This window comes from Pseudomonas sp. SL4(2022) (assembly GCF_026625725.1).
Taxonomy (GTDB): domain Bacteria; phylum Pseudomonadota; class Gammaproteobacteria; order Pseudomonadales; family Pseudomonadaceae; genus Aquipseudomonas.
The window spans coordinates 4,204,139-4,225,569 of the sequence record NZ_CP113060.1 but is presented as its reverse complement, the minus strand read 5'-3'; the positions used below and the strand labels follow the sequence as shown (position 1 = coordinate 4,225,569).

The window sequence follows — 21,431 nt, the reverse complement described above, 5'->3', positions numbered from 1 at the left end:
TCAGTGCTGGTTACGGAAGTTGGCCCAGGCGCGTGTGCGCTCACGCAGCGTGCGCAGGGGGACAGGTTGTTCGCCGAATAAGGTCCGGCGCACATCCTCTGGGGGATAAATGGCGGGGTCAGCAGTAATGCTGGTCGCCAGCAGTGGAATCGCGGCCAGGTTGGCGTTGGCATAGAAAAAACTGCTGGTGAGTTCGCTCATGGCCTCAGGCCGGGTTATGAACTCGATAAAGGCTTTAGCTTCTTGCGGATGGGGCGCATCAACCGGAATGGCCAGGGTATCGATCCAGGTCAACGTGCCTTCTTTGGGAACCGAATATTCGATGCTGAACAGCTTGTTCGCGGCCACGGCCTGACTTCTCGCCAGCACTGCATCACCGCTATAAGTCAGTGCCAGGCAGAGGTTGCCATTGGACAGGTCAGCACTTTGCGTGCCTGTCGAAAAATAGCGAACCGACGGGCGCAAGGTGGCGAGCAGTTCTTGAGCCGCGTGTAGATCGTCGGGGTTCTTGCTAAAGGGGGGGCTACCCAGGTAATTCAGCGCAATGCTGATCACTTCCTGAGGCGCGTCGATAAGCGAAATGCCGCAGTCTTTCAGGCTGCTTGCATATTCAGGCTTGAACAGCAGATCCAGGCTGCTCAGTGGCGGGTTGGAGATACGTTTTTCGACTTCCTGTCGGTTGAATGCCAAGCCCGTGGTGCCCCAGGTGTATGGGACTGCGAAGAAATTCCCCGGATCAACCTTAGCCAACTGCGCAAGCAGCTGGGGGTCCAGATCCGCGACATTTGGCATCCGCTTCATCTCTGTCGGCTGCAATGCCTTGGCCTGAATCAATCGATCCAGGATGGCAATACTCGGCACAACGACGTCATAGCCACTGCCGCCGGTCAGCATCTTGGTTTCCAGCACGTCAGCACTGTCGAAGGTGTCGTACTGGACTTTGATGCCAGTCTCAGCCTCGAATTTCTTCAGGGTTTCGGGTCCAAAGTACTCCGCCCAGGCATAAACCTGAACTACCCGCTCTGCCGCCAGTGTCGGGCCGGCAAACATTATCAACACTGTCAGTAGCGCGGCATGCAGGCTGCCAACTGCCGTACTGAATGGACACCAAGCAATGGAAGTAGCTCTGGTATCTATTGTTTGCCACGGCTGTTGTTGCATGCGCTTCATAGGATCACCGTTGAATTGTTGTTGTCGGCCTCGCTCTGCTGAATTGTTAGGGTTGCTTGGTTTGCAATCAATCTATATATATTGTCAATTTTAAAGACAAAAAAACTAAACAGTAGAGTTGTTATGCCCATGCCACCGCTCCATGCGTTTCGCGTATTTGAATGTGTTGCAAGGCTGGGGCATGTCGGCGCAGCTGCTGCTGAGTTGCATGTCACGGCAGGGGCCGTCAGCCAGCAAATCAGGGCGTTGCAGAGCTCGCTTGGAATCGACCTGTTCTATAAGCAAGGCCGTCAGCTAGTACTGACGGAGCGGGGGTTGGCGCTACAACGCGCGGTCGCACGAGGCATTGGTGAAATCACTGACGGGGTGCGACAGATCTCCGAAGCGCATTTCCGTGAGCCTGCGGCAAAAGTTCTGACCATTTCCACTGAGCCAGTTTTTGGTGCCTCTTGGTTGATGCCGAAGCTGTTCGCCTTTCGAGCAGAACACCCGCACATTCACCTGCGTGTCATCACGGCGGACGATATCTCTGAAGTGGATTGGCGTCGGGCCGATATTGCCGTGCTGTATGACGCTCCGGCCTGGGAAGGTTTTTGGTGGCGACCCTTGCAGAATCTGCACATGTTTCCAGTCTGCTGCCCGCAGTTGCTGCGAGGGCCTCACGCACTCAAGCACCCCTCTGACCTAATCCATCACCGCCTCTTGCATGAAGATGACGGCGCTCAATGGCGACGCTGGTTACTTGAGGCGCGCTTGCCTTATCCAGGGGATGCCGACGTCCATCTGGAAGATCTCGGCATTGCTTTGCAGGCCGCTAGAGATGGCTACGGTGTGGCGCTCAGCGACGAGATCAATTCATCACGCGACCTGGAAGAGGGGCGTCTGGTACAGCCATTTGCGCTTAAGGTGCCGACAGGGATGGACTACTTTTGCATCTGCAACGAGGAGAGTCGTGGCATCCCTGAGATAGCCTTGCTTATTGATTGGCTTATCGAGCAGGCAAAATTCGTCCCGGCCTATCAGTAAAACGCTATTTGGGCGGCTTTTACTCAGTACAAAATTAAACGTTCTTTGGTTTTCTCGTCGTCTGGGCGACTGCTTTTGGTCGATTCTGTTGGCAACGTAGCTTCAGCGGCAGCCTGCTGATCAGGTGTGCCTGCTGCCGAAGTGACTGCAAACCACTTCAAGTTGCCTTTCGGCAATTCACTGAGCGTCCTTGCTCAGGGTTGAGGGTTTATTCGAGGTTTTCTGCTCGCAGCAGGCGTACCTATCCCTTGAGCGGTGGTTCTTGAGGCAAAAGCTTGGCCAAGCGTCGCAGGGTTTGCGCGGTCGCGGCCATGGTGAATTCGTCAGTCGTACCCGTCAGGCCGCGCAGCCCTAAGCGGCCAAATTTCATGATCCAGCATCTCCACCTTCTTTCGTTCGTAACGAGAGATGAGGTATTGCGGTGTCTTGGCGATGCGTCGAGCCACGTCGCGGGCAGCCTCATGGAGGCTACCCGCGATCTTCCGGTTCGGCGTGTTGGGGCAGCATTTCGCTTTCAAAGGACAGCTGGCGCAGTCAGTTTGGCTTGAGCGGTAGATGATGGTATTGGCCTTGGTCACCCGCGATCTTTGCTGGGTGAAGCGCGCCGTTCATGCGCAGTGGTTTGCCGTTGGGGTAGCGATAGTCATTTGCCGACCTGCGCAATGCCGACAACCAGGTTTTTGTCAGCGCCGGTTTCGATCTGCTGCCGCGCACGTTGCCTGACTCTCGTCTGGCAACTCTGATCGAGGCTCTCACCGAAGGAGAAGGGCGCTTGTTGCAGGGCCTCTAATCTTCAGTGCCCGGTGATGTGTTATCAGCCGGGCAAGGGCGTAATTTTCTTTACATGCTCAAGCCAGACTGGATCCAGCCGCGGCTGGTCGGTGTCCATCTCCAGGCTTTCCATGCGTTCAAGGTGTCGGTTGATCTCCGCAACGGCCTCGCTGAGGCCGCTGGAATTGCCATCCAGCTGATGCATTTGGGTCAGACCCTGGTGGTAAAAGCGCAGCAGGCACATGGCTTGCGGATCATGGGCAGTGACCCCGGCTTTGACGTGATGCATGACGTTGGTAATGCGCATCAGGCTGCGTTTGAGTTGCCAGCCGTAGGCCGCGGCAGCCATCCACGGCTGTGACCACATGAAGCGACGCACCACGGCAGCGGTCAGCAGCAGGGCGAGCACCACGCCAGCAAGATTCCAGCGAAAGTTGTCGCCGTCAGGCTGCCCGAACAGCGTGACCGTCAGTGTGGACAGCAGCAGGGCCGTGGCGACGAAACTCAACGCGATGATCACTGTGCTGCGGCGTGTCTGTTGGCGGTAGTGTTCAGGATTGAAGGGCTGGATTTCGAACATCGTGGCCACGGGGCTCTCTCTGCGATGAATTAGGTTGTGCGCGCTCAGCGAGGGAAAGGTATCTTGCCCATCCATTCGCGCTATGGGTTAAGGAAAAAACGGGTTTATGAGGCGTAGTGTGTTTCAAGCTGTAATCGCCTGTGCGGCGTTGCTGGGTTCCAGTCAGGCGTTGGCCAAGGTCGAGGTGCAGGCTGGGCAGCACAAGACTTTGGGGCGGATTCTGGTAGCCAAGGTCTCGGAGGATATTGTGCCGGGCGATTATGAGGCCTTGCTCAAGGGCATCAAGGCCAATCCGGGTAAGTTTGCCCGGAAAGTCGTCATGCTCGACAGCATTGGTGGCAGTGTCAGTGAGGCCATGCGCATGGGCCGGTTGTTGCGGGAAACCGGCTTTGACAGCCTGGTTCCGTCCACGGGCATGTGTCAGGGCAGTTGTGTCTACCTGCTGGCAGCGGGGCGAAATAAGACCGTGCGTGGCCATGTTGGCATCCACCGACCCTATTACTCGGGCAGCGACTCGGTGCACTCGGCCTCCGGCAATCTCAGTCGGGCCAGCCAGGTGGCCTATTTCAGGGACATGCAGGTGTCGCTGGAACTCCTTGATGCAATCAACCGCACAGAGCCGCCGCGCATGCGCGTGCTGAGTCCCAGCGAGCTGGCGCGCTATCGCCTGAAATGAAGCTGTTTCAGGTACTGCGGTGACGTTCGAAAAAGCTCATGACCTGCTTGCTGGCGTCAGCCTGAGGCATGTCATAGCGCTGTTGCACCAGGTTCGTCAGTTTCTCGGCATCGCCGCCGGACTTGAGCAGCTCATCCAGGGTCAGTTCATCCCAGACAATCAGCGCCAGGCCGGCGAGTGTGCGCCAGTTCTTCTGGATGATTTCGGTCAGTGGCCTGCTCATTCGGAACACTCCTGAGATTGCCCGCGGGCGCGGGTAAAGGCATTTGGACTGAGCCGCAGCCTGACAGCCGCAGGGTATGACGTCGGTGCGCTAGAGCGCTTATGCGCGCTGGCGAACTGAACCCAGGTGGCTGGCCAGCTAATCTTTGCCCCACGTCGTTGGGCGATCACTGCAAGGATGTACCGCTATGTCGATGATTGAGTCGGTGCTGCTGACGGCTGTACGGGTTTGCACCTTTAGCGGCCAACAACGGTTGGCGAATGCCAGCGGTTTCTACTTCGCCCATGAGCAGCGTCTGTTTCTCGTCACCAGCCGCCACGTAATGATTGATGAGCCGAGCCAGCATTTTCCGGATCGGCTCGAGATCGAAGTGCATACCGACTTGCATAATGCGGCGCAGACCACAGGGTTCTCCATGCCGCTGTACCGCGATGGTCAGCGTCTCTGGCGTCAAGGCTGCGACGGCGCCGGAGAGGTGGATGTGGCGGTGCTGGAAATCGACCGGGCAGCCCTGCCTGCGAGCATGGTCTACCACGCCTTCACTCCCGCGCACCTGCAGCCGCCTCAGGCGCGGGTCGAAGTGGGCAGCGCGTTACTGGTGGTGGGATTTCCACTGGGGTTTCACGACACCCTGCACCATCTTGCGGTGGTGCGCCATGCGGTGGTGGCGTCTTCCTTCGGCCTGCGCTTCCAGGGGCAGGGCTACTTCCTCACGGATGCTCGGACGCACCGGGGCAGCAGCGGCGCGCCTGTGGTGATGCGCATGCCCGGGAGCGGGCTGGATGCTTTGCCGTGGATGCTGTTGGGCGTACATTCGGCGCGCTTTGACCTAGGCTCGCGGGACCACGAGCGGGATGAGGCTCTGGGACTGAACTGTACGTGGTACGCCGATATTCTGCTGTCACTTACTGTCTAGCAGCGCTCGCTCACTGTGAAGGCTGTGGTGTGCGGTCGTTTGCCATGTTGATGTCCTTGACCAGCCCGGCAGTGGCCTTGATCACTTCGCGGGCCAGAGTGGTTTCCTGCGCACTGTGGGTTTGTGCCAGTAGCACTACGTCGACGGTTTTATCCAGTCGTTTAGTAAGCTTGCCGTGCTGCAAGCCGGTACTCGCCGAAGCGCCGATTACGCTGCCGAGCGCACCCCCCATGAAAGCACCCATACCCATCAGGGCAAAGGGTGCCAGTAGCGCACTGGTATATAACAGGCGCGCCTCGCTGACGATCAGAGCCACCGCGATCAGCGCACCAATACCGATCCCGATGGCCATACCAATGGCGATGTCGATCAGCCTATCGCGCCACTGCCTGTTGCGGCTGGTTTGCGCTACCTGTTCAGGTTGGGCCTGAATGCCGCTGCTGAAAATGTGCAGCTGTTCGCTATGCATACCGCGTTGAATCAGCTGTGCCAGTGCCTGTTCGGCGCTGCTGCGCTGGCTGAAGAAGCCCGATATATGGTGATGGTAGAGGTCCATTTTGCTGCTCCCGAGTGGGTACTGTCATGACAGCCGAAGCGCTCAGCCTAGTGGAGCCGTGTTGGGCTGTCTGTGCGCCGGCGTACTCAGGCCGCCGCAGAGTGGTTCGTTATGGGTTTGGCTATGCGCGCCAGCGAACCGACAGCTTCAAGCAGCCCTGTGATGCTCCACGCATTGAGCTGCACCCTGAGCCAGGGCACAGCGGTATGAGTGGGAGACCGACATGGGGTCATTACTACGACAGTGTTCACGCTCGTCCATGACGTTGTTGCTGTTGCAGCAACTGCAAGGTCGATGGCGACAGTTGTGCGGCGCAATCCAGATGAACTGGGCACGCCTGGGTGGTGACCAGACTTTGCACAATACAGGCCATCGGCTGCGTTTGGCGGGGCTGTTGCAGGCTCGTTATGCGTTCTCTCGAATTGATGCCGAAGCCCAGGTTGCTGGTTTATTCACGTGTCATGGCTATGGCTGTTCGCCAACGCCTGGCAGAACCGTTGAGGCGACCTGCCGCCCCAGGCAACAGGCTGAACGATCATCATGAAAGCGAACTACCGCCTGTTGTTGCTGCTGTTTGCCATGAGCTATGCCGGCCTGGCCTTGGTCAGCTTGAAGATGGCCATGAACCTGGCACAGGACAGCGCAGCACGCTGTGTCAGCGCTTCTTACCCCATTGCCTTCCCAAGCTGCCTGTCGCGCTGATCGGGCGTTTTAGCTTGCCCATCCGGGTGCGTGTGCGGCTCGAGCCGTGACGTGTCCAATTCACCGTTGTTACTGAGGACACCCTTATGAACAGGACTTCATCCACCGTTGCAGGTTTGGCATTACTGCGTATGAGCGGGCTGTGTGCCGTATTGCTGCTTAGCGCTTGCGCTTCGCCGCCTTTACCACCAGGCCAGGCGTTGCAAGCCGCCCAGTCGGCAATCAGCAATGCTGAGCAGGCACGGGTTGCGGACTACGCCTCACCGGAGTTGGGTATCGCCCGCGAGAAACTCGCAGCCGCAAATTCAGCGGTGCAGCGTGAGGAGATGCTGTTGGCTGAACGTTTGGCTGATCAGGCGCGGGTCGAGGCCGAGTTGGCACTGGCCAGGTCACAGGCGACCAAGGCCAAGGTGGTCAATGACGAAATGCAGAAAAGTACCAACAGCCTGAAACAGGAAATGCAACGCAATACGGGAGCAGCACAATGAACACTATTCGGAATCCTTCAGCCCTGCTAGCCGCTGCAATCAGTCTGCTACTGGCGGGATGCGCTGCACCGCCGAGCATGCCGCAAGGCGCCGCAGATGCTCGCCGTAACCTCGCCCGGTTACAGGCCGACCCGCAGTTGAATACCCGTGCTCCTGTTGCCCTCAAGGCGGCTGAGGCTGCGGTGATCGTCGCTGAACAACCGCGCAAGGATCGTGCGGATGAGCAGGCGCTGGGCCAACACTTGGTGGTGATAGCCGACCGCAAGGTGGAAATTGCCAGAGCCCTGGCGCAAACCCGTTTCTATGAGGACCAGCGCAGAACCCTCAGTGAGCAGCGAGAAGGTGCTCGCCTGGATTCACGTACCCGCGAGGCTGATCAGGCGTTGCAGCACAGCAGTGAGTTGCAGCAACAGCTTGATGAACTGAATGCCAAACAAACCGAGCGGGGTCTGGTTATGACCCTGGGCGATTTGCTGTTTGCCACCGGGCGTTCCGAGTTGCGTGCCGGTACGGCCAATAACTTGCACAAACTGGCGAATTTCCTCGATCAACATCCTGATCGTAGTGTGTTGATCGAAGGGCATACCGATAACGTAGGCAGTGAAGAAGCCAATCTGAGCCTGTCACAGCGACGTGCCGATTCGGTGCAGCAGTACCTCATCAGTCAGCGCGTCGCATCCAGTCGTCTGGGCGCTTCCGGCAAGGGAGAAAGCATGCCGGTGGCCGGTAACGAATCAGCCTCTGGGCGGCAGATGAATCGACGGGTTGAGATCATCATCAGCGATGGCATGACGTCGTTGCGTTAGCTTCATCATTGGTGCTGCACGTGGCCCGACCAACTGTCCGGGCGCTCCAGGTCGTTTCTTGTCAGGCTTCTGCGCGCTGCATCAGGGTGCGTTGGCGCCATTCCATGAATGTTTTTAGCAGCAGGGTCAGCAGTGCCATACACGCCAGCAAAGCCGCCGCCGTAAAGGCGGCAGCAGGCTTGTAGTCGTTGTTCAGTTGATCGACCAGCAAGGGCAGGGTGAGGGTTTGGTTGAGGATGGTGCCGGACACCACCGATACCGCACCAAACTCGCCAACTGCGCGGGCATTGGTCACCACCACGCCATACAGCAATGCCCATTTGATTTTGGGCAGGGTGATATGCCGGAAGATCTGCCAGCCATTGGCGCCCAGGCACAGGGCGGCCGTTTCCTCATCCTGGCCCTGGGCCTGCATCACCGGAATCAGGATGCGCGCCACATAGGGTGCGGTGACGAAGACGGTGACCATGACGATGCCCGGCCAGGCAAACATCAGCTGTACGCCGTTGTCGTAGAACCAGCGTCCCAGCGCATGCTCCAGGCCATACACCACCAGGTAGCACAAGCCTGCAACCACCGGTGAGACGGCGTAGGGAATGTCGAGTACGGTGGTCAGCAGTTTGCGGCCACGAAAATCGTAATGGGTCACGCACCAGGCCAGCATGATGCCGAAGCACAGGTTGATCGGCACGGTCAGCGCCGCCACCAGCAGGGTCAGGCCGATGGCATGCAGCATGTAATCTTCGTTGAGGTTGCCCCACAGCAGTTCCAGTCCGCCGGAGAACGCCATGATGAAAATCAGCGCCAGCGGTATCAGCAGAATCAGGGTGACTAGGCTCAGGCCCAGGCCGATCAGCAGCCATTGATGCCAGTGTTGTGGTTTTCTCATTTGCCTTGCCGTTGCCATTTGAACAGGCGGCCTTGCAGCACTTGCAGACTGAACAGCAGCACCAGTGAGGCCAGCAGAATGACCGAGGCAATCGCCGCAGCCGCGTTGTGGTTGAACTCCTGCAACCGCACAAAAATCATCAGCGAGGAGACTTCGGTTTTAAACGGGATATTGCCGGCAATCATGATCACCGCGCCAAACTCGCCGAGGCTGCGGATAAAGGATTGCGACGCCCCGGTGACCAGCGCCGGGGTCAGGGTTGGCAGCACCACATAGAAAAATGTCTGCAAGCGGCTGGCGCCCAGGGTACTGGCTGCTTCCTCATAGTCACGGCCGAGGTCTTGCAACACTGGCTGTACGGTGCGCACCACGAAGGGCAGGCTGGTGAAGACCATGGCAATCAGAATGCCGGGGTAGGCGTAGGCCACCTTGATGCCCAGTGGTGCCAGCCATTGGCCCAGCCAGCCACCGGGGACCAGCAAGGTGGCCAGGGTCAGCCCGGCAACGGATGTGGGCAGGGCAAAGGGTAGGTCGACCAGCGCATCCACCAGACGCCTGCCGGGGAAGTCGTAGCGGGTGATGATCCAGGCCAGCAACAGGCCGATCAGCAGCGCAGCAATGGTCGAATAAAAGGCACCACTCAAGGTCACCTTGTAACTCTGCACTACACGCGGGTCGCTAATCGCCCGCCAGTACTGCGCCCAACTCATGTCGCTGACATACAGCAGCAACGCCGATAGCGGGAACAGGATAACCAGCGAGATATAAAAGGTGCTGAAACCAAAGCTCAGGCCAAAACCTGGCAGCAGCGGATTCTGCAGGAAAAAGCGGGGAGTAGTAGGCACGCAGAAATCTCTAAATGCACAAACCGCCGTAGGGACGGCGGCTTGTGTGATGACGTAAAGCTGGAGTGACTCAGCGCCCCTCAGCCAACAGCTGGTCAAGAATACCATCAGCATCGAAATGCTTGGCAGTGATCTCGTCCCAGGTGCCGAGCACTTCAGTTGGGTTGATCAGGCGGATTTGCGCAAACTGATCCTTAGTCGCTGCGGCCACCTCTGGGTGGTGCACGCGGTAGTTAAAGGTGGTCAGCAGTTGCTGAATGTCTTTGCTGTACTGGAAGTCCAGGTAGGCCTTGGACACATCGCGGGTGCCTTTTTCATCGACCACTTTATCCACCAGCGCGACCGGGAACTCAGCCAATACGCTGACCGGCGGCACGACAATTTCAAATTCGCCGGATTTGAATTCTTCACCATTGGCGATGTTCACCACTTCCGATTCAAAGGTCAGCAGCACATCACCCTGGCCATTCTGAGCGAAAGCGACGGTGGCAGCGCGACCGCCGGTTGGGAAGTTCTCGACGTTGCGCAGGATCTTGCCGATGAATTCCTTGATCTTGGCCTCATCACCGCCGAACGCTTCATTGGCGTGCAGCCAGGCACCCAGGTAGCTGTAGCGTGCGTTGCCGGAGGTTTTCGGGTTCGGGAACACCAGTTTCACATCGGCACGGGCCAAGTCGTCCCAGTTCTTGATGTTTTTCGGGTTGCCTTTACGCACCAAAAAGGCGGTGGTGCTGTAGTAGGGCGAGCTGTTGTTGGGGAACTGCTTGGCCCAGTCTTCGCGCACCAAACTGCGTTTGGCCAGGATGTCCACGTCGGTGACTTGGTTGAAGGTGACAATATCCACCTTCTTGCCCTGGATGATGTCCTGCGCCTGGCGCGAGGAGCCGGCGAACGATTGATCGATCACCAATTCTTTGCCGGTCTGGGCTTTCCAGTGGGCAACGAATTTGGGGTTGATCTCGGCAAACAGCTCACGGGCGATGTCGTAGGAGGCATTCAAAATCGGCTTGTCCTGAGCCAGTGCCGCGACGCTGCCTAGCAGGCTTGAGGTGATGGCGCTGGCCAGCAAAAGTTTCTTTAGCATGATGCAGACTTTCCTCGTCATTGAGCCCGTCTTACAGGCGTTTGCTTGAATGCCTGACCTTCATTGGCCAGGTTGCTGAGCGCGATAGTGCACAACTTTATTATTCTTAAAAAGTAATTTTTAACGATACTTATATTCGATTTTCGTCTTATAGAAGCTGTGTGCTCAGACGGCTGCAGGCTTTGGTTCGAGTGGTTGCCATCCGCTGGCGGCATCTGGTCGATGGACTGTTAACGCCGAACTTGCTGTGCCGGGTAGGCGAGCATGTTGTGCATCCAGAGATGAACTATTACCAAGTGCTGCCCGAGAGCAGCCTCGCCAGCGTTTGATACAGATGTTTGTGGATCGGTTAGATGCTGAATTGGGCAAAGATCTTGGCATGGGTTGATCGATCCTCCGATTGTCGTTTGAGCCGTGGCGTGTGATGTATGGCTGTGGATGTGTGCCCAGGGCGGCTCGTGTTTTCTCATTGTGTGTTTACAGCATGTAGTGCTAGCTTTGTAGCTAACAGACATTTAGGTCGGGGTTTCAATGAGTGCACTGATTCGTCCTGTCACCGACGCTGATGCGGTGCTTGCCAAGGCGCTGCTTAATACCCGTGAACAATTAGGGCTGACCCAGCAGGAGTTGGCAGACATCGTGGGCGTGCATCGGACGGCCATCTCGCGTTGGGCCGATGGGGGGCTGCGTGTGCATAGCAAAACGGGAGAGCTGGCGCTCCTGCTGATCCGTGTTTACCGCTCACTGTTTGCCTTGTTTGGCGGAAACCTGGCAGATATGCAGCATTTTCTACGTACCGATAACCGCCACCTGGATGCGCCGCCACTGTCGCTGATGCTGCAGGTGCAGGGGTTGGTGCGGGTGGTGGAGTATCTCGATGCGATTCGTGGCAAGGGCTAGAGGCAATTTATGAGTTGCTGCGCGCCGGCCCGGCAGCGTTAGCAACAGCTCCAAAGTCGTTTGCCGATCATGCGCTTCAGTGCGACCCGTAGGACGAGCGAAGCGAGTAATGCCCATGAACAAAAGTACACACCGCTTGATTCGCAGCCCTCGTCCTGCGGGCCAGCCGTGGACTGTTCTCCGTAACGCTTCGATTTGCGCCTGTTTTTGCCTCGCTGGGCTCTCGCTCGTGAGGCCCTAAACAGCCGCTGAAAACTACCCTGCAGAATAAAAGTCAAGGACAGCGCCACCATGGATATCTGGCAACACTGCCAAGGCTCGGCTCAGATCAAGCCACTGCGTGGGCGCCTGGTACGCCTGGTCGAGAGTCAGGCCCAGGTCGCGACCCTGCAGCTGGTCGATACCCTGGCCGAGCAGGCTCTGCTAGAAGAGTTGCTGGAAACCAGCAAGCCGCCACTGCCGCAAAGTGCCGAGCCGCTGCATTACCTGCTGAAAACGCCGTTTCGTTATCCTCCGTTGCGTTGGGGGTCGCGCTTTGGATCGGTACATGAGCCGAGCTTGTTCTACGGTGCGCTGCGCATCGATACGGCCATGGCTGAGGCGGCCTATTACCGCTTTCTGCTCTGGGAGGGCATGAGCGTTGCACCGCCCAGCGGGCGCATTCTGTCTGAGCATTGCACCTTCGAGGCGCGCTATCAGGTGGCGCGCGGTATTCAGTTGCAGCATCCGCCTTTTGTGGAATATCAGGCTGAACTCTGCCACGTCAGCGCTTACCAACCTTGTCAGGCACTGGGGGCTGCAATGCGCGTGGCAGGGGTTGAAGCGTTTGAATACCGTTCAGCGCGCTGCCCGCAGAAGGGCAGCAACGTTGCGCTATTCGTCCCTAGCGCGTTGGCAGAAAAGCGACCACGCAACCTGCTGAGCTGGTTATGTGAAACCACGGCTGATTATGTGGCCTTCAAGAGTGCTCAGGTTCCTGACACGCCTAGAGTTTTTCGTCTGGCTACCTATCAGGTGGATGGTCAGCTGCCGCGCCCGGCTTAGGCAGAGCGGCTTTTTCAGAGCGTTTTGCCCTGAAAAAGGGCAATGCGGCGGCGTGACGCAGCAACTTGTGCACAATTGCGATGCGCCTTGTCAAGCAAGATGCAGTGCTTGACGTAAATCCTTGATTTTTTTTGTTGATTCTATAAGTCAATGAAAAATATAGGTTTTTTACGTTGGTGAAAAAACCACCAGTTTAACTCTGAGGCCCACACCATCGGCGATGAAGACGCTTGCTCCCATGTTATCCACGAAGTTATCCACAGCTTCTGTGGATTAACCCGAGCGCTTGCTCTAGACCGCAGGTTGGCGTTTTTTGCAAGGCTTTACCTTGGCGGAAAAAGGAGTAGAGTTGCGCGCCTTCCCGGCCACCGCTGCTTCTTATGCCTCGCGCAATCACTCGTCTGCCTGCTTTACCCGTCACTGTTCCACGCCTGCCAACCCGTGTTGCGCTCTGGCTACTGGACAGCCCCCGTCTCGGCCATGCCCCCTGCGTTAAACGTTTTGCCGGTCGACTACTCAAGCAACCTGCTTTGCAGGGTGTCGTGCAGGCGCAGGTCCGTCTTGGGCAGATGCTGTGCCGCGATTGCGGCAATCCGCGTGATCGGCGCATGGGCTTCGAGCTGCTGCGTCAGGCTGCTCGTGCTGGGGATGTGAGTGCTCAGCTGGAACTTGGTCAGCTCTATAGCCAGCCACGTACCCTGGAGCCGCAACAGGCTCGGCATTGGCTGGAGCTGGCTGCTGGGCAAGGCTCGCTAGAGGCGCAGCACCTGCTCAAGCAGCTCTGATAGAAAGGTTCAGTGGCGGAAAATACTGGTTATACTGCCAGTACTTCTCTGCGGAGCTGCTCAATGCCCATCGATTTGTCCACCGCGCTGGCGCCGGCGCTGCTCGGTTTTGCCGTCGCCGCATTGCCTCTTCTTTACCTGGCCTGGTCACTGCAACGCCGTCTGAACGTCCAGCAGCTGGATTTCAGCCTGCTGCAGGAACGTCTGAACCATGCCCTGCTGGCCCAGACCGGATTAGCGGCGCAGCTGGAAGGCAGCCGCGAGGAAATCGCCGAAATCAACGAGATCAAGGCCGACCAGCAGGCCGAACTGGCCGCGTTGCGCCGTGAGGCCGACCTGCTGCTACAGGAGCGGCAGATTGCTCGCGAAACGGCCCAGACCTGGAGCCATCAGCGCGAACAACAGGAAGCTGAAATCCGACGCCTAGATGCACTGCGGGCCGCGCTCAGTGCTGAACTCAAGGAACAGCAGGGCAGCCATCAACAGCGTTTGAGCGACCTGCAAGGCTCGCGTGATGAGCTGCGTGCGCAGTTCGCCGAGCTGGCCGGAAAAATTTTCGATGAGCGCGAGCAGCGCTTTGCTGAAACCAGCCAGCAACAGCTCGGCCAGTTGCTTGACCCGCTTAAGGAGCGCATTCAATCCTTCGAAAAACGCGTGGAAGAAAGCTATCAGCAGGAAGCCCGTGAGCGCTTTTCCCTGGGTAAGGAGCTGGAGCGTTTGCAGCAGCTCAACCAGCGCCTGGGCGATGAAGCCACCAACCTGACCCGCGCCCTCAAGGGCCAGAAGACTCAGGGCAACTGGGGTGAGTTGGTACTGGAGCGGGTGCTGGAACACGCCGGCCTGGAGAAGGGCCGCGAGTACCAGACCCAGGTCAGCCTGAAGAGCGCCGATGGCGAGCGCTTTCAGCCCGATGTGCTGATCCAGCTACCCGGCGACAAGCAAGTGGTGGTGGACGCCAAAGTCAGTCTCACCGCTTACCAGCAGTTTATTGCCGCCGAAGACGAGGCCAGCCGCCAGCTAGCGCTCAAGCAGCATGTGCTGTCGCTGCGCAGCCATTTGAAGGGCTTGTCGCTCAAGGACTACCAACGCCTGGAAGGTCTGCACAGCCTGGACTTCGTGTTGCTGTTTGTGCCGATCGAAGCGGCCTTCGCCTCGGCGTTGCAGGCCGATCCTGGGCTGTTTCAGGAGGCCTTCGATCAGCATATCGTCATTGTCAGCCCGACCACGCTGCTGGCCACCTTGCGGGTGATCGACAGCCTGTGGCGGCAGGAGCGGCAAAGCCAGAACGCCCGCGAGATTGCCGAGCGCGCTGGCGCGCTTTATGACAAGTTCGTGGCGTTTATCCAGGATCTGGATGAAATGGGCGCACGCCTGCAACAACTGGACAAGACTTATGCCGGGGCGCGCAACAAGCTCTGCGAGGGGCGCGGCAATATCATCAGTCGGGTGGAAAACCTCAAGCTGCTCGGTGCCCGTGCGAGCAAAAGCCTGCCTGTCGAACTGCTCGAACAGGCGGCCGGGGTTAGGGTGCTGGACGAAATAAGTGAATAGGCGCGGTAGGCCCGCAGCTAGGGTTTATGCCCCCAGTAGTGTCTGTTCCGCTGCCGCACGTTGTGCTGCCGGGGAGTTGGCCAGGTAGTCCAGCGCCACGCTGATATCACCTTCACTACGCGGGTGATAACGGGGGTTGAAGTAGCGCAGTACGGAGCGGCCAATGCTGCCCATACGCGGTAGCAAGCCGCGTTTACCCAGTTGATACCAGAGGTAGAGGAAGCCGGGACGGTATCGGGTCACCGGATCCTGGCGCATCAGGGTCTTCATTCCTGTGCTGAACAGAAAGATCAGCACGGGCGTTGCAATCAGCATATACAACCAGCGCATTACCACGCTGCCACCGATATGCACGTGCAGATCATGGGCCACGCTGCGGTGTTCGACTTCCTCGGCACCGTGCCAGCGCAGCAGGTCAAGCATCACCGGGTCGGCATGGTCGAGGCTGCGGGTGGTGATGATCCAGTCACCCAGCACGCAGGTGAAATGTTCAATCGCAGCGATGATGCCGACCCGCTGACGCAGCCACCAGGGCTGCATAAAGCGGCTGATGGCGTTATTGCCCAGGGGGAAATCACACAGCGCGTGGTCGAACAGCCAGTGGAGCGGTCCAGTAAAGGGTGTTGGGTCAATGCCATGACGCAGCAGGTAAGGCGTCAGTGCGCTGTCGTGGGCGCGGGCATGCTGCGCTTCCTGCTTGACGAAGCCCTGGACGTCCTCACGCAGTTGCGGGTCGGTGACCAGGAGCAGAGCCTTGTTATACACCCGGCAGAACCAGAACTCGCCCGCCGGCAGGATCAGGTGCAGGCTGTTCATGATGTGCGAAGCTTCTGGCTCATTAGGAACCCAGTGCAGCGGGGTGTTGGCAAAGTCGAAGCGCACTTTACGCGGCTGCAGGCTGTGGTGTTGGCTCATGGATTGGCTCCTTGCTTAGCTGGTCAGGTTCAGGCGGGCGAGGGCGCGCGACAGCCAGGGGGCGAAGCGCCATTGGGCAATACTCAGGTGCGCTTCTGCGCCCACGGCGACTACGGCCTGATTGCGCGCGATGCCGCGCAACAGGCGACTGGCCACGGTTTCCGCGCTGAGGTTGCGTTTGCTGTAAAGGCGTTGGGTCTTGACCTGTTGTTGGGCTTCGGCTTCGGCGCTCAGGCCGTTGAAGCGGGTGGCCTGGATGATGGCGGTGTTGACCAGGCCCGGGCACAGCGCCGTAACGCCAATACCATGGCTGGCCATTTCCGCACGCAGGCATTCGCTGAGCATCAGCACGGCGGCCTTGCTGGTGGCGTAGGCCGGGTAATTGCGCGACGGCACAAAGGCAGCGGCCGAGGCGGTGTTGACGATGTGCCCGCGTTTGCCAGTCTTGATCATCTGCTGGGCAAACAACCGGCTGCCATCGATCACGCTCCACAGGTTGATGCGCAGCAGGCGTTCCCAGTCAGCATTGCTGGTATCAAGCATGCTGCCGGCCATGCCGATGCCAGCGTTATTGATAACAATGTCGGGGCTGCCGAACTCGTTCTCCACCCAGTTGGCGAACGCCGCCATCGCGCTGCTGTCGCCCACATCCAGCGGGTAGACAAAGGCTTCACTGCCCAGGCTTCTCGCCTGTTCGGCGCTGGCTTCGGCTGCTGCCAGGTTGATGTCGGCAGCCAGCACGTTGGCGCCCTGTTTGGCGAACTCCAGCAAGGTGGCACGGCCGATGCCGGAGCCGGCTCCCGTGACGATTACCAACTTGCCGCTGTAGTCCCCGGCATTGGTTCTGACTTGCGCCTGCTGCAGCGCGCGGCTGCTGCCGTCGCCGTGCAGGTGCTGGATAAATTCACGCAGCCACAGGGCCAGCTGCTGGGGTTCAGCCAGTAGCTGCCAGTGCCCGGCGCGCACTTCGCGACGCCATAACTTGGGCGCCCAGTGTTGCAACCGGTCGAACAGTTGCGGGCGCACAAAGCGGTCTTCGGTCGGCACGATCAACTGCACCGGTACATCGGTATGGCGCAGGCGAGGGGTGAACAGGCTGCGGATAAAGTTGGCGCGGTACAGTTTGACCCCGTGCACACCGTCCGAGCGCTGGCTGCTGCTGACTGCGACATTGCGCAGGCCTTCGACGTTGCGCAGCAACTGTGGCCAGGCGCGGTCCAGGCCCAGGCGCCAGGTCAGCTCGGGCAGCAAGGGCGTGTGAAAGAGTGCGATGTACCAGGAGCTGACCAGTTGGCCGAGCACCTGCATCAATGCGCGCGGGCGTTTCTGCTTGAGCTTGTCACGCATCCAGTGGCCGACATGGTCCAGGCAGGGCCCAGAGATACTGGTGTAAGAGGCCAACAAGGGTTGAATGCGCGGTTCGGTCACCGCTTCCCAGGCCTGGATCGACCCCCAATCGTGGGCCACCAGATGCACCGGCTGTGCAGGGCTCAGGGTCTTGATCACCGCTTCGAGATCGTTGGCCAGCTTTGTCAGGTGATAGTCCAGGCGCTTGCGTGGAATATCCGAAGCGCCAAAGCCGCGTACGTCATAGGCAATGATCTGGTAGTCGGCGGCCATTTCACGCACCAGGGGCAGCCAGACTTCGTGATTATCCGGGTAGCCATGCACGAGCAGCAGTGTCGGGCCATCTGTTTTGCCCCAACGGTAAGCGGCCAGTTCGACCCCATCGCCCTGGATGCGCAGGTGTTCGCCCTGCAGTGCCTCATTTGGCAACACGGCAGGCGCGTTCATGCGCGCACCTGACGCGGGGCAGTAAGTTGGAACGTGCGGGTGAGGCGCGTGAGATTAAGGGGCATGGGGCGTCTCCAGGGGTTGTGACTGTTACATCAATTGATGTCATGGTTATTGTTGGACGCTCTGCAGGCCTCTGCCTAGCCATCGGGCAAGCTCAATCCAGCCCCTGTTACGGTGTTACTGATGAGGCTGCAAGCCTTGTGCAGTGGGGCTTCACCCGGAATCACTGGGGTTACTCGCGACTACAGGCTGGGTAAGTCCAGCCCTTGGTTGGGGCGGTTGTTGGCCGGTTGGCAGGGCGGCTATGATCGCCGCCATGCAAACAGCCTCTGCTTTTCTCCAGCGTTTATTAGGCAGCGCCGCCCCTGTGGTGGAAGCGGTGTCTGTCGAATATCGGGTCGATGATCTGGCCCAGGCTGCACAGACCAGCGTGCGCAATGTGCGTGCCTATCAGGATCAGGGGCTATTGCCGCCGCCTGAGCGGCGTGGCCGTCTGGGGATCTACAACGGTGAGCACCTGGCGCGGCTGAAACTGATCGGTCAGCTGCTGGAGCGTGGCTATAGCATCGCCAGTATTCGCGAACTGTTCGAAGCCTGGACGCAGGGTCGCGACCTGGCCCATGTGCTGGGACTGGAGCAAGCGATCCAGGGGCCTGGCCAGCCGGAGCAGGCTGAGCAGCTGTCCTTTGCGCAGCTGCAGGCATTGTTCGGTGAGGCACTGGATGATCAGGTGATCGAGCGGGCACTGGCGCTGGGCCTGCTGGAGTTTGCCGGCGACCATTTGCGTGTTCCCAGCCCCAAGCTGTTTGCCGCCGGGCTTGAGCTGTACCGTGCCGGTATTCCTTTGCCGGCGCTGCTTGATGAACTGGCAGCCATTCGCGGGCATGTTCAGCAGGTGGCCTCGGGCATTGTCACGATGATTACCCAACAGCTGGTTAATCCGCTGTTGCACAGTGATCTACCGCATGCCGCTGACCTTGAGCGGCTCAGTGTGCAGTTGCTGCAACTGCGCCCATTGGTGGAACAGGTCGTCGTAGCCGAACTGGCGCGTAGTCTGCCCGAGGCGGCCAATCGTGAGTTGAGCGAACGGGTGCATAAACTGCTGGAAGGTTTTTTGCGCGCCGATCATTCAAAACAGCAGTAAGGCCGCCGCGCCAGCCAGCAGACCGGCAGCCATCACCGGCAGAGTCATCAGTGCCAGCTTGCGGCCGCCGATCAACGCCACCAAGAAGCCTTTGACCAGGCTGTTGCTGAGCGCGGCTAGAAAGATTCCCTGTACTGCGACCTGCGTATTCAGTTCGCCCTTGGCGCTGCGCGCAAGTGACAGGGTAATGGCATCTACATCGGCCAGGCCCGAGAGCAACGCCACCAGGTAGACACCGACATCGCCCAGCCAGTGTTGTGCGCCTTCGACCATCAATAGAATGACCGCTAGCAACGCGGCAAAACGCAGCGCCGGCTCAAGTTCAAAGGGGTTTTTCAGCGGTGGTTCGGCCTGTTCTTCACTCTCTGTGCCGGCGCGGCGGAAGTAAAGTAGTGCGCCACCGGCATACACCAGGGTGGCGATGCCCAGCGGCCAGGCTAGATGTGGTAACAGGCTGGCGTTGACCAGGCCAACTTCGAGCAGCACGCGTGGAAACATCAGCGCCGAGGTGGCCAGCAGGCCGCAGGCCAGAATCGCCTGCAGGCTACGCCCAGGAGCCAGGCGCGCCAGGGTCACGGTCATTGCGGTGGACGACACCACACCACCGAGCAGTGCCGTGATCAACAGGCCTTGACGCATACCGACCAGGCGAATTGCCACATAGGCGGCGAAACCGATGCTGGCGATCAGCACCACCATCCACCAGATGGCGTAGGGGTTGAAGGCCTGCCAAGGGCCGTAGCCCTGATTGGGCAGTGCCGGCAGCAGCACCAGGGAAATAAACAGCAGCTTCAGTGCGCCCGATAGTTCTGCCTCGCTGAGCTGCTGCAGGGCACCATGCAGCGACTGCTTGAGGCTCAACAGCAGCGCCACGGCGACTGCGCCGGCCGCCGCCAGCCCGGCATAACCGGCCATGGCCAAACTGCCGAGCAGAAAGGTGATCAGCAGTGCCACTTCGCTGGTCAGACCCAAATCGCCCAGACGCTGTAGTTCGCCAAAGTAGGAGGCCACCACCAGCAAGGCAAAGCCGCAGAAGATCACAGCCCAGGCGATTACGCCGAAGTGCTCGCCTAGCAGCATGGCAAAGGCACCCAGCAAGCTGCTCAGGGCGAAGGTGCGAATGCCCGCTACCAGCTGACTGTCATCGGTATGGCGGCCTTGCCAGCCGCGCTCGGCGCCGATCAACAGGCCGGCGGCCAGGGCGCTGGCAAAGTTCAGTAAGGTGTCTAGGGCTTCTGGCATGGGGCTGTCCTGGGTGAGGAGTGCTGGCAGTTTAGCCAGCGAGCACCTGGCTGTATTGTGTCAAGTCAGGCTATGCGGTTATCGCTGCGCAAGATTGTTCAAGACGGCGCTGCCGTGATACGCCAGGCTGTGTCGTACACAGGAGGGCACATGAGCCGTATGCAGCAGTTTCTCTATGGGGTTCGCGACAGCGTTGCGATGATCGTCGGCATTCTGCCGTTCGGCCTGATTTATGGCGCGTTGGCCAGCCTGGCTGGGCTCAGTCTGTGGCAGGCACTGGGCATGTCGATGCTGGTGTATGCCGGCTCGGCGCAGTTTATTGCCATCAGTTTGTTGACACTGGGCAGTGGCACGCTGGTGATCCTGCTCACCACCCTGGTGGTCAACCTGCGCCATGTGCTCTACAGCGCGGCGCTGCAACCCTATGTGGGCGGGCTGTCGCAGCGTTGGCGGTTACCACTGGCCTTTGGCCTGACTGATGAAACCTTTGCTGTGGTGCAGCGCCGCTACCTGGTGCGCGGCCTGGCCGATCATGGCCAGTGGTATCACGCCGGCGTTGCGTTGGCGTTGTACCTGTCCTGGGTGTCGAGCTCGCTGGTCGGTGCGCTGTTTGGCCAGAGTGTGCCGAATCTGGCGGGTTGGGGTCTGGACTTCGCCATGCTGGCGACCTTTATCGGCATCGTCGTGCCGGCGCTGCGCAATCAACCGCAGGTTGCTGCCGCCCTGGTGGCCGGCGCGGTGGCGCTGCTCTGCCATGCCTGGCCTTACAAGCTGGGGTTGATGGCCGCGGCGCTCAGTGGCATCGCGATCGGCGTTTGGCTGGAGCGTCGCAATATGCCGGTCGTGACTGGAGAGGAGGGGTGATGGAAATCTGGCTGCTGATTCTCGGCATGGCGCTGATCACTTTTGCGATTCGCTACAGTCTGTTTGCCTTTCCCAATCTGCGTTTCCCGCCGCTGGTGCGCCAGGGTCTGCATTACGTGCCAACGGCGGTGCTGAGTGCGATTGTGTTGCCCGGCATGCTGATTCCCGATGGCCAGCAGTGGGCGTTCAACCTCGACAACGCCTATCTGCTGGCGGGGCTGACGACTATTGTCATCGCGGCTTTGACCCGGCATCTGCTGGCTACCATCGGCGGCGGCTTGCTGGTGTTCTTCGTGCTGCGTGGTCTGCTTGGGCAGTTGCCGTTTTAGGCACAAGGTTCTTGCACCTGATTTGATAGAAAATGCAGCAAAAAATGCGCATTGCTGTGGCTTTGTTGGGTGTTCTTGCAGTCAAATGCCTGACAACACCCGCTGGCCACTGCACACAGGTACACGGA

General features: G+C 59.2%; 23 protein-coding genes and 1 pseudogene. 13 read left to right on the top strand and 11 right to left on the bottom strand.

The features are described 5' to 3' along the window. Positions 1–1,080, bottom strand: coding sequence for an extracellular solute-binding protein (locus OU997_RS19905; protein WP_420713284.1), 1,080 nt, complete (start codon positions 1,078–1,080; stop codon positions 1–3). 213 nt (positions 1,081–1,293) lie between these two features. Here OU997_RS19905 and OU997_RS19900 point away from each other — a divergent pair, with 213 nt between their 5' ends. Continuing rightward, positions 1,294–2,196 carry a LysR substrate-binding domain-containing protein gene (locus OU997_RS19900; protein WP_108487449.1) on the top strand — a complete coding sequence of 301 codons (903 nt, stop codon included), beginning with the start codon at positions 1,294–1,296 and terminating at the stop codon, positions 2,194–2,196. 241 nt (positions 2,197–2,437) lie between these two features. Here OU997_RS19900 and OU997_RS19895 read toward each other — a convergent pair. Both OU997_RS19895 and OU997_RS19890 read right to left on the bottom strand, forming a co-directional pair. Then, a pseudogene (locus tag OU997_RS19895) lies at positions 2,438–2,853 on the bottom strand (transposase); the annotation flags it as partial. A gap of 157 nt (positions 2,854–3,010) precedes the next feature. Continuing rightward, positions 3,011–3,547, bottom strand: a complete 537-nt coding sequence (locus OU997_RS19890) for a DUF3087 family protein (protein WP_267809937.1) — start codon at positions 3,545–3,547, stop codon at positions 3,011–3,013. A 106-nt stretch (positions 3,548–3,653) separates the two neighbouring features. On the opposite strand from OU997_RS19890, the gene OU997_RS19885 reads away from it, so the two are divergent. After that, entirely contained in the window at positions 3,654–4,223 is a 570-nt protein-coding gene (locus tag OU997_RS19885) for a hypothetical protein (protein ID WP_108487450.1), read from the top strand. A 7-nt stretch (positions 4,224–4,230) separates the two neighbouring features. Here the strand turns inward: OU997_RS19885 and OU997_RS19880 are convergent, their stop codons facing one another. Next, positions 4,231–4,446: a general stress protein CsbD gene (locus OU997_RS19880; protein WP_108487451.1), complete on the bottom strand. Its 216-nt coding sequence runs from the start codon at positions 4,444–4,446 to the stop codon at positions 4,231–4,233. Between the two features lie 187 nt (positions 4,447–4,633). On the opposite strand from OU997_RS19880, the gene OU997_RS19875 reads away from it, so the two are divergent. Continuing rightward, positions 4,634–5,362 (top strand): S1 family peptidase, encoded by a 729-nt coding sequence (locus OU997_RS19875; RefSeq protein WP_256582897.1) that lies wholly within the window; start codon positions 4,634–4,636, stop codon positions 5,360–5,362. A gap of 10 nt (positions 5,363–5,372) precedes the next feature. Here the strand turns inward: OU997_RS19875 and OU997_RS19870 are convergent, their stop codons facing one another. Beyond that, the gene (locus tag OU997_RS19870) at positions 5,373–5,918 is read right to left on the bottom strand and encodes a hypothetical protein (protein ID WP_267808244.1); all 546 of its coding nucleotides are present in this window, start codon (positions 5,916–5,918) and stop codon (positions 5,373–5,375) included. A gap of 540 nt (positions 5,919–6,458) precedes the next feature. Here OU997_RS19870 and OU997_RS19865 point away from each other — a divergent pair. The 3 genes from OU997_RS19865 (at position 6,459) to OU997_RS19855 (ending at position 7,914) form a co-directional block, all read left to right on the top strand. After that, a complete protein-coding gene (locus OU997_RS19865; protein ID WP_158271536.1) occupies positions 6,459–6,620 on the top strand; it encodes a hypothetical protein in 162 nt (53 codons plus the stop codon). 86 nt (positions 6,621–6,706) lie between these two features. Continuing rightward, positions 6,707–7,108 (top strand): DUF4398 domain-containing protein, encoded by a 402-nt coding sequence (locus OU997_RS19860; RefSeq protein ID WP_267808242.1) that lies wholly within the window; start codon positions 6,707–6,709, stop codon positions 7,106–7,108. After that, entirely contained in the window at positions 7,105–7,914 is an 810-nt protein-coding gene (locus tag OU997_RS19855; protein WP_267808240.1) for an OmpA family protein, read from the top strand. The genes OU997_RS19860 and OU997_RS19855 overlap by 4 nt, the downstream gene beginning before the upstream one ends. 61 nt (positions 7,915–7,975) lie before the next feature. Here OU997_RS19855 and cysW read toward each other — a convergent pair whose 3' ends face one another. From cysW to cysP, 3 genes are all read right to left on the bottom strand, one after another. Further along, positions 7,976–8,803, bottom strand: coding sequence for a sulfate ABC transporter permease subunit CysW (cysW, locus tag OU997_RS19850; protein WP_267808238.1), 828 nt, complete (start codon positions 8,801–8,803; stop codon positions 7,976–7,978). Beyond that, a complete protein-coding gene (gene cysT / locus OU997_RS19845) occupies positions 8,800–9,648 on the bottom strand; it encodes a sulfate ABC transporter permease subunit CysT (protein WP_256582898.1) in 849 nt (282 codons plus the stop codon). The genes cysW and cysT overlap by 4 nt, the downstream gene beginning before the upstream one ends. Before the next feature lie 70 nt (positions 9,649–9,718). Next, a complete protein-coding gene (gene cysP, locus OU997_RS19840; RefSeq protein WP_108487456.1) occupies positions 9,719–10,732 on the bottom strand; it encodes a thiosulfate ABC transporter substrate-binding protein CysP in 1,014 nt (337 codons plus the stop codon). 531 nt (positions 10,733–11,263) lie between these two features. On the opposite strand from cysP, the gene OU997_RS19835 reads away from it, so the two are divergent. The 4 genes from OU997_RS19835 (at position 11,264) to rmuC (ending at position 15,012) form a co-directional block, all read left to right on the top strand. Beyond that, positions 11,264–11,632 (top strand): antitoxin Xre/MbcA/ParS toxin-binding domain-containing protein, encoded by a 369-nt coding sequence (locus OU997_RS19835; protein WP_108487457.1) that lies wholly within the window; start codon positions 11,264–11,266, stop codon positions 11,630–11,632. Between the two features lie 291 nt (positions 11,633–11,923). After that, positions 11,924–12,676, top strand: coding sequence for an RES family NAD+ phosphorylase (locus OU997_RS19830; RefSeq protein ID WP_108487458.1), 753 nt, complete (start codon positions 11,924–11,926; stop codon positions 12,674–12,676). 380 nt (positions 12,677–13,056) lie between these two features. Further along, positions 13,057–13,461, top strand: a complete 405-nt coding sequence (locus tag OU997_RS19825) for a tetratricopeptide repeat protein (protein WP_108487459.1) — start codon at positions 13,057–13,059, stop codon at positions 13,459–13,461. Positions 13,462–13,650: 189 nt separating this feature from the next. Continuing rightward, positions 13,651–15,012, top strand: a complete 1,362-nt coding sequence (rmuC, locus tag OU997_RS19820; RefSeq protein WP_267809936.1) for a DNA recombination protein RmuC — start codon at positions 13,651–13,653, stop codon at positions 15,010–15,012. 24 nt (positions 15,013–15,036) lie between these two features. Here rmuC and OU997_RS19815 read toward each other — a convergent pair whose 3' ends face one another. Then, a complete protein-coding gene (locus tag OU997_RS19815) occupies positions 15,037–15,927 on the bottom strand; it encodes a metal-dependent hydrolase (RefSeq protein ID WP_108487461.1) in 891 nt (296 codons plus the stop codon). A gap of 15 nt (positions 15,928–15,942) precedes the next feature. Further along, a complete protein-coding gene (locus OU997_RS19810) occupies positions 15,943–17,721 on the bottom strand; it encodes an SDR family oxidoreductase (protein ID WP_108487462.1) in 1,779 nt (592 codons plus the stop codon). A 319-nt stretch (positions 17,722–18,040) separates the two neighbouring features. Between OU997_RS19810 and OU997_RS19805 the strand changes: the two genes are divergently transcribed. Beyond that, a complete protein-coding gene (locus OU997_RS19805) occupies positions 18,041–18,868 on the top strand; it encodes a MerR family transcriptional regulator (RefSeq protein ID WP_108487482.1) in 828 nt (275 codons plus the stop codon). On the opposite strand, the gene OU997_RS19800 is transcribed toward OU997_RS19805, so the two are convergent. Beyond that, positions 18,854–20,110 carry an MgtC/SapB family protein gene (locus tag OU997_RS19800; protein WP_108487463.1) on the bottom strand — a complete coding sequence of 419 codons (1,257 nt, stop codon included), beginning with the start codon at positions 20,108–20,110 and terminating at the stop codon, positions 18,854–18,856. The two genes, OU997_RS19805 and OU997_RS19800, sit on opposite strands and share 15 nt — an antisense overlap. A gap of 150 nt (positions 20,111–20,260) precedes the next feature. Between OU997_RS19800 and OU997_RS19795 the strand changes: the two genes are divergently transcribed. Both OU997_RS19795 and OU997_RS19790 read left to right on the top strand, forming a co-directional pair. Beyond that, positions 20,261–20,974 (top strand): AzlC family ABC transporter permease, encoded by a 714-nt coding sequence (locus OU997_RS19795; protein ID WP_108487464.1) that lies wholly within the window; start codon positions 20,261–20,263, stop codon positions 20,972–20,974. Then, positions 20,974–21,303 carry an AzlD domain-containing protein gene (locus tag OU997_RS19790; RefSeq protein ID WP_267808235.1) on the top strand — a complete coding sequence of 110 codons (330 nt, stop codon included), beginning with the start codon at positions 20,974–20,976 and terminating at the stop codon, positions 21,301–21,303. Before OU997_RS19795 ends, OU997_RS19790 begins: the two co-directional genes overlap by 1 nt. The last annotated feature ends 128 nt before the right edge of the window (positions 21,304–21,431 follow it).